This window comes from Stenotrophomonas genospecies 3, assembly GCF_054473855.1.
On the sequence record NZ_JBTMUR010000002.1, the window covers coordinates 172,765 to 184,491 of the forward strand.

The following is an 11,727-nucleotide window of genomic DNA, read 5'->3' on the forward strand; positions in this document are numbered from 1 at the left end:
CCTGCCCCGATGTCTTCAACTCCGCCTTCCCAGGGTCGCCTCGGCCGGGCCACGCCGAACCCCGCCGCCGCCGATGACGGCGACGCGCTGCACTTCTGCAGCACCTGTGCATTTTCCGATGCCTGCATGTCCCAGGGTTACGACAAGACCGCGCTGGGCGACCTGCACGTCCTGGTCGACCACGTCGGCCCGTTCCATGCGGGTGACTACATCTTCCGCGCCGGCGAATCGTTCGATTCGATCGCCGCGGTACGCGCCGGCATGGTCAAGACCTTCGTCGATGACAGCCAGGGCAACGAGCAGGTGCTGGGCTTCAGCCTGCCGGGCGAAGTGATCGGCCTGAATGCGATCCACGGCTCGCGCTTCCCCTGCAATGCGGTGGCGCTGGATACCGTGCACCTGTGCCGCATTTCGTTCCCCAAGCTGAGCCTGTTGGCCACGCGCATGCCGGGGCTGCAGGCCAAGCTGTTCAGCCTGCTCAGTGCGGAGATCGGCAAGGTCGCCACGCTGGCCGCGAATCACCGTACCGAAGAGCGCATGGCGGCCTTCCTGCTGGACATGTCCGAGCGTTACGCGCGTCGTGGATTTTCAGCCACGCGCTTCAACCTGACGATGGCGCGTACCGAGATTGCCAACTACCTGCGGATGGCGCCGGAAACCGCCAGCCGCGTGCTGCGCCGCCTGAGCGATGATGGGATCATCGCGGTGAAGCAGCGCGAGATCCTGCTGCTGCAGCCCGAGCGCCTGGCGGCGCTCGCGGTGGCCGACGAATCCGATCCGAACTGAACCTGGCCGGGAGCCGACGATGAAGCGAGCTGGACTGTTGTTGCTGGGACTGCTGGCTGCGATGCCGGCCTGGGCGGTCGAGCTGACGGTGTCGGCGGCATCGAGCCTGACCGAGAGCTTCCGCGAACTGGGCGCCGCCTATGAGAAGGCGCACCCGGGGACCAAGGTCGATTTCAACTTCGCCGCGTCCGGCGTGCTGCTGCAGCAGATCAGCCGTGGCGCGCCGGTGGATGTGTTCGCGTCGGCCGATGAAACCACGATGGACCAGGCCCAACAGCAGGATCTGCTGGCCGCAGGTACCCGCGAGGTGTTCGCGGTGAACGCGCTGTGGGTGGTGGTGCCGCCGCAGGCCAAGGCCGCGCCGCGTACCCTGAAGGACCTGGCCGGTGCCGGCGTGCAGCGCATCGCACTGGGCAACCCGGACAGCGTGCCGGTCGGTCGCTACGCCAAGGGCGCGCTGGAAGCGGCGGGCCTGTGGCCGTCGGTGCAGGGCAGGGTCATCACCACGCAGAACGTACGCCAGTCGCTGGACTACGTGGCGCGCGGTGAAGTGGATGCCGGCTTCGTCTATGCCACCGATGCGCAGGCGATGCCCGACCGCGTGCGTCGTGCCTTCGCGGTGCCGGTGGCGGGGCTCATCGCCTATCCGCTGGCGGTGACCAAGGCCAGCGCGCAGCCGGCCGAGGCCAAACGCTTCGCCACCTTCGTGCGTTCGACGCAGGGCCAGGCGATCCTGGCCAAGCACGGGTTCGGCAAGCCCTGAGGCATGGATCTCGACTGGAGCGCGCTGGGGTTGTCGCTGAAGGTGGCCGGTTGGGCCACCGCGATCAATCTGGTGCTGGGCGTGGCACTGGGCGCGCTGTTGGCGCGGCGGCGATTTCCCGGCCGTGAGCTGCTGGATTCGCTGCTGACCCTGCCGATGGTGCTGCCGCCGACGGTGCTGGGGTATTACCTGCTGGTGCTGATCGGCCGCAACGGACCGATCGGTGCATGGCTGCAGTCGTGGTTCGGCATCAACCTGGTGTTCACCTGGCAGGCGGCGGTGATTGCTGCGGCGGTAGCTTCGCTGCCGCTGGTGTTCAAACCGGCGCGCGCGGCGTTCGAGGAAGTGGACGGTCAGCTGGAGCAGGCCGCACGCACGCTCGGTGTGTCCGAAGCGGCGGTGTTCTTCCGCATCACGTTGCCACTGGCCTGGCGCGGCATCCTCGCCGGCCTGTTGCTGGCGTTTGCACGCGCGATGGGCGAGTTCGGCGCCACGCTGATGGTGGCCGGCAGCATTCCGGGCCGCACGCAGACGCTGTCGATCGCCATCTACGAAGCGGTGCAGGCCGGTCAGGACGGCAAGGCCAATGCGCTGGTGATCCTGACCTCGGTGGTGTGCATCGTGATCCTGCTGCTGGCCGCACGGCTGGTGGGCGGGCGTCGCCGGGAGCTGCGTGATGTGGCTTGACCTGCAGGTGCAGCGCCGACTGCAGGCGGCCGGCCAGGATTTCGTGCTGGACGTAGCTTTGCAGTGCACGCAGCGGCAGGTGGTGCTGTTCGGGCCCTCGGGCGCGGGCAAGAGCCTGACCTTGAAGGCGGTGGCCGGGCTGCTGCGGCCGGGCCAGGGCCATGTGCGCCTGCAGGGGCAGACCCTGTTCGATGCGGCCGCCGGCGTGGATCTGCCGCCGCAACGCCGCCGGCTGGGCTATGTCTTCCAGGACTATGCGTTGTTCCCACACCTGAGCGTGCGCCAGAACGTGGCGTTCGGTCTGGAGAAGGGCTGGCTCAATCCGCGCGCCGGCCAGCGCTTCGAGGCGGTGGAGCAGTGGTTGCATGCATTCCGTATCGACACCGTGGGCGATCTGCTGCCCTCGCAGGTCTCCGGGGGACAGCGCCAGCGTACCGCCCTGGCGCGTGCCCTGGTGACGCAGCCGCAGGCGCTGTTGCTGGATGAGCCGTTCTCCGCGCTGGACCACGACCTGCGCCAGCACCTGCGCCAGGAGCTGGAGACCGTGCTGGACAGGACCGGCATTCCGCTGCTGCTGATCAGCCACGATCCGCAGGATGTGGCCATGTTCGGCCAGCAGGTGGCGCGCGTAGTGGATGGCCGCATCGTCGGCGGTTGATCCGTGATGGACGCACGGGCGATGGATGGCTACAGCTGATGGTAGTGCCGGCCGCTGGCCGGCAACCGTGGAATCCGGAGCAGCCGGCCAAGGGCCGGCCCTACCGGTTCGGGGGTTCCGCGACGCTCAGGTGATGAATGGTTGCATCTGGTGGTAGTGCCGGCCGCTGGCCGGCAACCATGGAATCCGGAGCAGCCGGCCAGCGGCCGGCTCTACCGTTTCAGGGGTTCCGCGACGCACAGACGATGGTTGACTACAGCTGATGGTAGTGCCGGCCGCTGGCCGGCAGCCATGGAATCCGGAGCAGCCGGCCAGCGGCCGGCTCTACCGTTTCAGGGGTTCCGCGACGCACAGACGATGGTTGACTACAGCTGATGGTAGTGCCGGCCGCTGGCCGGCAACCACAGAATCTGGGGCAGCCGGCCAGCGGCCGGCTCTACCGATCCAGGGTCCGTTCAATCAAGGGGCATGGATCAATACAACTCACAGTGGGTGCGGCCTTCACCCCGCAGCGCGTCCCAGTGCCCTTCGCCACTGATGGCATCGATGGCCTCGCGCACCGCGCCTTCCAGGTGGCTCTTGTTGCCGCACAGGTACAGATGCCCACCGCGGGCCAGTACATCGCGCACTTCATCGCCCCGCTGCTGCAGCACATGCTGCACATAGAGCTTTTCGGCGCCATCGCGCGAGAACGCGGTATGCAGGCCGGCCAGCACGCCACGCGCGTGCCAGTCCTGCAGCTGTTCGCGGTACAGGTAATCGTGCTGGCTGTGCTTCTCGCCGAACACCAGGTGCACTTCGCGCGCGCAGGCGCTGGCCTGCAGCTCCTGCATCAGGCCCATCAACGGTGCGATGCCGGTGCCGGTGCCGACCAGCAGCAGCGGTGCCTCGCCGGTATCGGGCAGGTGGAAGCCGGGATTGGAGCGGCAGTACACCCGAGCGGTATCGCCGCCGTGCAGCAGACTGCCTGTGGCGGTGCCAAAGCGCTCGCGACCGCGCAGGGTGTAGCGTACTTCGCGCACGCACAGGCTTAGCTGGTCGTTGCAGGGGTGCGAGGCGATCGAGTAGGCGCGCGGCAGGCGCGGTGACAGCAGCTCGCGCAGGCGGGCCAGCGGCACGCTGGCCGGCGTGGCGTGGTCCTGCAGCACGTCCAGCAGGTCCAGCCCGTGCAGGTAGGCTTCCAGCTCGCGCTTCTGGCTGACCTTCAACAGGCCCTTCAGTACCTCGCTGCCACCTAGCTTGGCCAGCTCGCGCAGCACGCCCTTGCTCAGCAGGCGCAGCTCCCGGTCATGCAGCGCAGCCACAGCGGCGGTGTCGCCGTACCAGGTGGCCAATGCCTGCAGCAGGGCAGGGTCGTTCTCGGGTACCACGTGCAGGGTGTCGCCGGCGCGGTAGGCCATGCCACTGCCGGCAATGTCCAGTTGCAGGTGCCAGGCGGCCGGGTCGCTGCTGTTCAAGCGGCGGCGTTCGAGAATGCGGGCGGCAAAGGCATTGTCTTCGCCATAGGCGGTGACCTGCAGGTGCAGGTCCTGGCCAGCGTTGAGGTCGCCATCCAGAACCTGGCCCAGCACCGGCTGCCATTGCTGGAAGAACTGCTCGTAACCCAGGTCGGCATCCACGCGGTGCAGCAGCGGCTGCGCCTGGCGCTCGCTCAGCGCGGCATCCAGCGCCTTGGTGAAGCCGCAGAAACTGGGGTAGCCGGTGTCACCAAGGCCGAATACTGCATAGCGCAGGCCGCTCAGCGTCGGGGTCTGGCGCAGTGTTTCGAAGAACTGCTCGCCGTTGGCTGGCGGTTCGCCGTCACCGAAGGAACTGGAAATCGCCAGCAGCACATCGCCTTGGCCGAGACTGGCCACGTCGATATCGTTGAACGGAAGCACCTGCGGCCTGTGCGGCTGCAGGTCCGCGCCCAGGCGCTGGGCCAGGGCGCGGGCATTGCCCGACTCGGACGCGAAGCCCACCAGCAGGCGGCTGAAGGGCGTGCTTGTCGGGAGGGCGTTCACGCGGCCTCGTAGAAGTCGTCGAACTTTTCCTTGCTGAACTCGACCAGGTCGTAGTTCTGCATCAGGTCGTTCACCACGCGGCGGATGCTGATGTACGAGGTGATGTTGCCGTCGGCGTCGAACAGCGGTTGCACGGTGGTGTCGACCACGTAGAGCACGCCACCCTTGCCGAGGTTGGGCACGATGCCGGTCCAGGTCTTGCCGGCCTTGATGGTGTCCCACATGTCCTTGTAGACCGCCTTGGGCACGTCCGGATGGCGCACGATGCTGTGCGGCTGGCCGATCAGTTCCTCGCGGGCGAAGCCGGTAAGCGTGCAGAACAGGTCGTTGGCGTAGGTGATGTTGCCCTGCAGGTCGGTGGTGGAGATCACCATGACGTTCTGCATGGCATTCAGCAGCTGGGCGTTGTCGGGGGTGTAGCTCATCGCAGGTCCTTTGGATGCCGGTGACACCGGCGTATTGGGTTCCTGCATAGAGATACGCCCGCGCGGTGGCGGGCGGTTTGACATTGGTCAAGTAGGTGGCGGGATCGACTGCGACTAGGTGTCGCAGGGGGGCCGCCGGGCATGGCCCGGCGCTATCAGGGTGGCGGTACAAGTGTAGCGCCGGGCCATGCCCGGCGAAGAGGTATCAGCCCATCAGATAACGCAACACACCCGCCGAGACCACGCCGATCAGCACCGTCGGCAGCATCGACAACCGCGTGGCGGCCAGCAGGGTGATCGCCAGCGCGGCCAGATCAGCCGGCTTGTCGGCAACGAAGTCCGGGGCGATCACCGAGATCAGCACGCAGCCCGGCGCGGCTTCCATCACCGTCACCGCGCGCTTGCTCAACGTGCGGTTACGCAGAGCGAGAAAGCCGACGATGCGGGTCAGGTAGGTCGCCGCGGCCATCAGCACGATGGTCAGCACCGAGGTCCAGTGGATCAGTCCGTTGAAGATCATGCCGCGTCCTCCGCCAGCAGCCAGGCCGCGGCCAGGCCGGCCAATGCGCCGCTGGCCACGTACCACGCGCCCGGGATCAGCAGATAGGTGGCCGCGGCCACCACCAGGCTGACCAGCCACGGCCGCGCGGCCTTCATGCCCTGCCACATGCCGCGCAGCAGCACCAGGAACACGGCCGGGAAGGCCATGTCAAAACCATAGGCGTGGATGTCGCCCAGCATCGGGCCGACGATCGCGCCCAGCGCGGTACAGGCCACCCAGACCGTGTACAGGCCGGCCGAGACGCCCAGGTAGTAGGAAAGGCTGAAGCCGAGCGCACGGCGGCGCGCATCGGCCACGCCCATCGCCCAGCTTTCGTCGCACATGAAGAACAGCGCCGGCAGCACGCGACGACGCGGCAGATGCTGCAGCAGTGGGGCCAGGCTGGCGCCCATCAGCAGGTGGCGGCTGTTGACCAGCGCGGTGATCGCCACGATCAGCGCGATATGCGGCGGCGAGGTCCACAGTTCGACGGCGGCGAACTCCGAGCCGCCGGCGAAGGTGAGGCCGGTCATCAGCGGCACTTCCAGTGCGCTCAGGCCTTTCTGGGCCGCCTGGGCGCCGAGCACCAGGGCGAACGGAATGAAGCCGATCATCACCGGCACGGCGGCGCGCAGGCCGCGCAGGAATTCGGCACGCGGCGCGGTATCGCAGGTGTCGGGCAGGGGGAGGGTGGTACGGGCGTCCATGGAACGGCACAACGAGGTGGGGGTGGCCCATGCTAGCGGCCCGATCGCGAAATCGGGTTGCGTTGATGCCATTCAGTTCGGGAATATTGAGATTCCATGCGGCCAAGGTCGCCAACGGTGAAATCCCATGCATTATCAGCTCGACAACCTCGATCGCCGCATCCTCGATGCCCTGCAGCGTGATGGTCGCCTGCAGAACCTGGAGCTGGCCCGGCTGGTGGGCCTTTCGCCCTCGGCCTGCCTGCGGCGGGTGCGGTTGCTGGAGGAGGGCGGCTACATCGACCGCTACGTGGCCCTGTTGAACGAGGGCAAGGTGGGGCGCGGCTTCACGGTGTTCGTGCGGGTCTGGCTGCGCGGGCAGGACGAGGACACCACCAATCACTTCATCAACAGCATCAAGTCTTTCCCGGAAGTGCTTGAATGCCATCTGATGGCGGGCGACTGCGATTTCCTGTTGCGGGTGGCGGTGGCGGACCTTGATGCCTACCGGCAGTTCCAGATGCAGCACTTGAACCGGATTGCCGGGGTGCAGAACACCAAGACCGAGATTCCGATGCAGCGGATCAAGCAGACCACCCAGCTGCCGCTTTGAGGGATGGGGGTTCCGGCCAGGTTGCACCCGGCACCCGCGGTAGTGCCGGCCGCTGGCCGGCAACGTCAGGAGCAACAGCAACCGCAACGGCGATGTTCCCAGGGCGGCGGGGCGGTGTGGCCAGGCAGGACACGCCGTAGACCCATCCATGGGGGCTCGATGGCGCCATCCATGGCGCCAACGGTCCTGCCTGCCCACACCGCCCCGCGCCTGACAGTTCCCCGCGACCTGTTGGGGTCGGATCCCGTTGCTGTGCAACGGGCTCTGACCCCGGGAGCAGATGGACATGTCTGTTCGATTCATTGATTCCTGATGCGTGACTGGGTTCACGGAGCCTGGCTCAACGCCGGGCGTAGGCAGCGGTCATCGCAATGACATCTGGCCCCGGTACGGTTTGAGCCTGCTTGCTGGTCGCGCGGGCCGGGTCTGCGGTCGTGGCGCGCGTCCACTGCAGCTGCTGTCGCTGCCGAGGGTCATGTGTTCTACGTCAGGGGGCTGAATGGACACCATGCGGTCAGAACTTGGAAGGTGGCCATCGCCGCATGGCTGCTGCTGTCCTTTGCCGCTGCCGCGCAGGACGGTGTTCATGCCTACGACATCCCTGCGCAGCCGCTGGAACAGGCGGTCGAGCGCTTCAGTGTCATCAGCGGGTGGTCGGTGATGTACCCGGGCGATCTTGCCGCCGGCCGTAGCAGCCATGCGCTGCGCGCCAGCCTTGCGCCGCTGCCTGCCTTGCAGATGCTGCTGCAGGATTCCGGTATCGAGGCCGAGGTGATCGGCGAGCAGCGCGTGGTGCTGCGCCGGGGCACGCCCGCGGCAGCCGAACCCGGTATTGGCGCCGAGCTCCCGGATGCTGAACGTCGGCGTCGCTACGGCGGCCTGCAGCAGCGGCTGCGTGCGGCGTTCTGTGACGACCCCGAGATCGCGCCCGGCCGCTATGCCGCAACGCTGCGCTTCCGCGTCGACGGCGAGGGCCGGGTGCAGCAGCCCGAGCTGCTGTCGGGCAGTGGCAGTGCCCGCCGCGATGCGCGCCTGGTGCAGGCGCTGCAGAGCCTGGTGCTGGCGCCCGAGGCCGCCGCGCTGCCGCAGCCGGTGACGCTGCAGATCCGACCTTCCGGCACCGACCACGACTGTGGCCGGCGCGCGCCCCTTCCATGACTTCAAGGATTCGAACATGAGCAACGGTACGGCTGGGGCAGTTGACCTGATGGACCACCTTCTGGGGGCCTACGACGAGCTTAAGCGCCGCCTGGTGCGCAAGCTGGGCTCGGAGGAGCTGGCCGGCGATGCGCTGCAGGACACCTGGATGCGCCTGAGTGCGCGCCGTGACCGCCTGGATGCGGTGCAGAACCCCGCGGCCTACCTGCTGCGCATGGCGATGAACACGGTGATCGACCGCCAGCGTGCCGACCACCGCCTGCTGAGCCTGGAAGAGGTGGATACGCTGATGGAGATGGCCGACCCGGCACCGGGCCCGGCGCAGGCGGCCGAACTGGATTTCGCGCTGGAAGACATGGTCGGCCTGCTGCAGCGCATGCCCGAGCGCCGACGCCGCATCCTGCTGGCGATCCGGGTCGATGGCCTGCAGCAGCGCGACGTCGCCGACCAGCTGGGCGTGTCGCTGCGGCTTGTGCAGCGCGAGCTGAAAGCGGCCCAGGACTACCTGGCCGAGCGCAGCGGACAGGGGCGTCAGGTGCGGTTCTGAGCGGCGGCATCCGTCTACACTTTGACGCCGAGCAGAACCCCGCAGCGTGCGGGTCCGGCATGAGCCCCCATGGATCCTGACGATCGCCCGCAACGCCCGCTGGATGCCGTCGAGCGTCAGGCCCACGCGTGGGTGGTGCGGCTGACCTCGGGCGAGGCGACCGCCGCCGATGGGCGCAGGTTCCGCGAGTGGTGCGAGGCTGACCCGCGTCATCGCGAAGCATTCGGCCGTGCGCGCCGGCAATGGGAGCAGGTAAGGCTGGCCGGCGAGCAGCTGCCCGCCGCCGCCCGCCAACCGGTCGCGCCGACGCCGTCCCAGCGCTGGAGCCGGCGCGCCTTCCTGGGCGCCGCGATTGCCGCCCCGGCCAGTCTGGTGGTGGTGGCGGCGATCCGCCCGCCGCTGGGGCTGTGGCCCTCGGTGACGGCGATGGCGGCCGATTTCCACACCGGCACCGGTGAACGGCTGCAGATCGCGCCCTTGCCGCAGCTGAAGATCGAACTGGATACACAGAGCAGCCTGCGCCGTCGTTCGGACACGCTAGGCGAAGGCTTCGAGCTGGTGCAGGGCCAGGCCGCGATCGAAACCCAGGCAGGCCTGCGCCTCGCCCTGTTCGCGGGGCCGGGCTGCGTGATCGCCGATGAAGGTGCGGTGCGCCTGGACGTCCGCAACACCCACGGCCAGGTACGGGTGACCTGCCTGCAGGGCAGCGCCCGCATCGAGCACCCGCAGGGCCGCCTGCAGCTGCAGGCGGGCCAGCAGACCCAATACGACGAGCGCCTCAGTGGCGTGGTGGCCGAAGCCCTGGCCTCGGAAGTGAGCGCCTGGACCGAGGGCATGCTGGTGTTCCGTCGCGCTCCATTGCGCGAGGTGGTGGATGAAATCAACCGCTACCGCCGCGGCAAGGTGCTGCTGGGCGAATCGGCATTGGCGCGGGCCCCGGTCAGCGGCCGCTTCCGCATCGATGATCCGGACGCGGCGCTGGAGCAGCTGCGACTGACGATGTCGCTGGATCTGCGTCGCTTTCCGGGTGGCATTGCCGTCCTTGGTTAGATGAAGACGCTGGCCGTGCGCGCCGTGCAGGGCTGTTGCAAGCAAGGAGACGCCAAGGATGCGCAACGAGATCATCGGTGTGCTGGATCTGCGCCGCAACCTGTCGGCGTTGCTGGAAACCACGCAGCGACGGCCCTTGATGGTGCATCGCTACGGCTCGCCATGGGTGTGCGTGGTGTCCGACGCGCAGTGGCAGCAACAGGCCGTGCTGCTGGACTTCGATCCGCAGTCGCACCCGTTGGCGATGCTGCTGCGGCTGCAGCAGCAGGTGCTGCCCCTCGCTGAGGCCGGCACGCTGCCGCCTGCGGCGATGGCGCGCGTGCTGCTGCTGATGGGCATGCACGGCATCGACGATCTCGTGCAACTGCACGAGCAGGTACAGCATCATCGTCTTTGGCACTGGTTCGTGGCCGGCAGCCATGGGGTGATGGATGGCTGGCAGCTGCCAGCGCTGCGTGTTGCTATGGCGTCATGGTGCGATGACGTGGATATGTCCAATGCGCTGGCAACGTTCGCCGCACGCAGCGATGTGGCGATTCTGGCGCGGCGCTGCGGCGGCGACGTACCGCGACTGGAGCGCGAAGCCTGCAGGCAGATGACGCTGCGATGACGTTGCTGATGAAGCGCCACGCAGCGCACAGAGCTGCATGCGCGTTGTCGCTTCACCTGCCTTGCTGACGTCTTCTGCAGAGTACGACGCACCACGCGTCGCGGAGCACGGGCGGCGCCGATGGCAGACAGTCGCAGGATCAGCATGCTGGAGCTGGATCGTCACCTGAGCCAGTCGCTGGAACAGGCACGGCATACGCCCGTGAACGTGCAGCGCTATGGGCACTCGTGGGTCTGGGTGCTGTCCAGTGACGCCTGGGCGGATGCGGCGCGCTGGGCGGCACTGGATGGTAGTGCGCACCCACTGGTGGCGCTGCGGAAAGCGCTCGACCTGCAGCTGCGGCCCTGGCCCGAAGCGGCCATGAACGCGCTGCCGCTTGATGCAGGCGATGCGCGGCTGCTGCAACGCGCGGCCCTGCTGGTGGTCATGCGCGATCTGAACAGTGCCCAGCGCGTGTACGACGACCTGCGCTATCACCAGGCCTACCGGATGTTCATCGGCCTCGATCATGGAACAGCGTGGTCGCCGATGCAGTGCGTTCGGCTGCTGCAGGCCTGCGCGCACCCGTTGCTGCGCGGCTGCATCGACGATGCGCTGGCCAGCGTGCCGCAGCACTTGTTCGAGTCTGCAAGTGTACCTGCGGCACGTGTTGCGCCTGCACAGGCACACGCGCAGCGAATAGCAGGCGGATGTTTATCGTACTGACACATGCACCGCTGACCATGGCGCAGCGGTCTCTTCCAGGATGACGAGGGCGGAACAATGGCAAGGCAGGTGGGTGGTCGCAGGGCACGGCAGCAGGGCTTCAGCCTGATCGAGATCATGGTGGTGGTGGTGATCATCGGCATTCTCGCGGCATTGATCGTGCCGCGGTTGATGGACCGTCCCGACCAGGCGCGCGTGGTGGCGGCGCGCCAGGACATCGCGGCGCTGATGCAGGCGTTGAAGCTGTTCAAGCTGGACAACGGGCGCTACCCCAGCGCCGAACAGGGCCTGCAGGCGCTGGTGAAGCCGCCGCAGGGCAGCGGTGCGATGCCGGTGACACCGTATCTGGATCGCCTGCCGAATGACCCATGGGGCCATCCGTACCAGTACCAGATTCCCGGAACCCATGGCGACATCGATGTGTTCTCGCTGGGTGCGGACAGCAAGCCCGGTGGCGACGCCGGGAACGCGGACATCGGCTCCTGGCAGCTGTGA

Annotated in this window: 15 protein-coding genes; 11 read left to right on the forward strand and 4 right to left on the reverse strand. The window is 67.6% G+C overall.

Translation table 11 applies throughout. The annotated features are described in order from the left end of the window. Positions 1-9 precede the first annotated feature (9 nt). Genes ACX9OT_RS03200 through ACX9OT_RS03215 form a run of 4 tightly spaced genes read left to right on the forward strand, consistent with a single transcriptional unit; the run spans position 10 to position 2,894 of the window. The gene (locus ACX9OT_RS03200) at positions 10-786 is read left to right on the forward strand and encodes a helix-turn-helix domain-containing protein (protein ID WP_012511268.1); all 777 of its coding nucleotides are present in this window, start codon (positions 10-12) and stop codon (positions 784-786) included. A 19-nt stretch (positions 787-805) separates the two neighbouring features. After that, a complete protein-coding gene (modA, locus tag ACX9OT_RS03205; protein ID WP_459000887.1) occupies positions 806-1,549 on the forward strand; it encodes a molybdate ABC transporter substrate-binding protein in 744 nt (247 codons plus the stop codon). A 3-nt stretch (positions 1,550-1,552) separates the two neighbouring features. Next, positions 1,553-2,236, forward strand: coding sequence for a molybdate ABC transporter permease subunit (gene modB / locus ACX9OT_RS03210; RefSeq protein ID WP_006371078.1), 684 nt, complete (start codon positions 1,553-1,555; stop codon positions 2,234-2,236). Further along, on the forward strand, positions 2,226-2,894 hold the full coding sequence (locus tag ACX9OT_RS03215; RefSeq protein WP_459000890.1) for a sulfate/molybdate ABC transporter ATP-binding protein: 669 nt from the start codon (positions 2,226-2,228) through the stop codon (positions 2,892-2,894). The genes modB and ACX9OT_RS03215 overlap by 11 nt, the downstream gene beginning before the upstream one ends. Before the next feature lie 473 nt (positions 2,895-3,367). On the opposite strand, the gene ACX9OT_RS03220 is transcribed toward ACX9OT_RS03215, so the two are convergent. The 4 genes from ACX9OT_RS03220 to ACX9OT_RS03235 form a co-directional block, all read right to left on the reverse strand. Further along, positions 3,368-4,897: a diflavin oxidoreductase gene (locus ACX9OT_RS03220; RefSeq protein WP_459000892.1), complete on the reverse strand. Its 1,530-nt coding sequence runs from the start codon at positions 4,895-4,897 to the stop codon at positions 3,368-3,370. Next, positions 4,894-5,322: a PAS domain-containing protein gene (locus ACX9OT_RS03225; RefSeq protein WP_005409905.1), complete on the reverse strand. Its 429-nt coding sequence runs from the start codon at positions 5,320-5,322 to the stop codon at positions 4,894-4,896. Before ACX9OT_RS03225 ends, ACX9OT_RS03220 begins: the two co-directional genes overlap by 4 nt. A 205-nt stretch (positions 5,323-5,527) precedes the next feature. After that, positions 5,528-5,842: an AzlD family protein gene (locus ACX9OT_RS03230; RefSeq protein WP_005409898.1), complete on the reverse strand. Its 315-nt coding sequence runs from the start codon at positions 5,840-5,842 to the stop codon at positions 5,528-5,530. Further along, positions 5,839-6,570 (reverse strand): AzlC family ABC transporter permease, encoded by a 732-nt coding sequence (locus ACX9OT_RS03235; RefSeq protein ID WP_459000895.1) that lies wholly within the window; start codon positions 6,568-6,570, stop codon positions 5,839-5,841. Before ACX9OT_RS03235 ends, ACX9OT_RS03230 begins: the two co-directional genes overlap by 4 nt. Before the next feature lie 127 nt (positions 6,571-6,697). On the opposite strand from ACX9OT_RS03235, the gene ACX9OT_RS03240 reads away from it, so the two are divergent. From ACX9OT_RS03240 to gspG, 7 genes are all read left to right on the forward strand, one after another. Continuing rightward, positions 6,698-7,162 (forward strand): Lrp/AsnC family transcriptional regulator, encoded by a 465-nt coding sequence (locus ACX9OT_RS03240; protein ID WP_459000897.1) that lies wholly within the window; start codon positions 6,698-6,700, stop codon positions 7,160-7,162. Positions 7,163-7,639: 477 nt separating this feature from the next. Continuing rightward, a complete protein-coding gene (locus tag ACX9OT_RS03245) occupies positions 7,640-8,320 on the forward strand; it encodes a TonB C-terminal domain-containing protein (protein WP_071227943.1) in 681 nt (226 codons plus the stop codon). Positions 8,321-8,336: 16 nt separating this feature from the next. Further along, positions 8,337-8,867 carry an RNA polymerase sigma factor gene (locus ACX9OT_RS03250; protein WP_032128154.1) on the forward strand — a complete coding sequence of 177 codons (531 nt, stop codon included), beginning with the start codon at positions 8,337-8,339 and terminating at the stop codon, positions 8,865-8,867. Between the two features lie 69 nt (positions 8,868-8,936). Next, positions 8,937-9,917: a FecR family protein gene (locus ACX9OT_RS03255; protein ID WP_182266213.1), complete on the forward strand. Its 981-nt coding sequence runs from the start codon at positions 8,937-8,939 to the stop codon at positions 9,915-9,917. Positions 9,918-9,975: 58 nt separating this feature from the next. After that, positions 9,976-10,527, forward strand: coding sequence for a hypothetical protein (locus ACX9OT_RS03260; protein WP_459000900.1), 552 nt, complete (start codon positions 9,976-9,978; stop codon positions 10,525-10,527). Positions 10,528-10,671: 144 nt separating this feature from the next. Then, on the forward strand, positions 10,672-11,232 hold the full coding sequence (locus ACX9OT_RS03265; RefSeq protein ID WP_459000902.1) for a hypothetical protein: 561 nt from the start codon (positions 10,672-10,674) through the stop codon (positions 11,230-11,232). Positions 11,233-11,289: 57 nt separating this feature from the next. Then, on the forward strand, positions 11,290-11,727 hold the full coding sequence (gene gspG / locus ACX9OT_RS03270) for a type II secretion system major pseudopilin GspG (protein WP_014037416.1): 438 nt from the start codon (positions 11,290-11,292) through the stop codon (positions 11,725-11,727).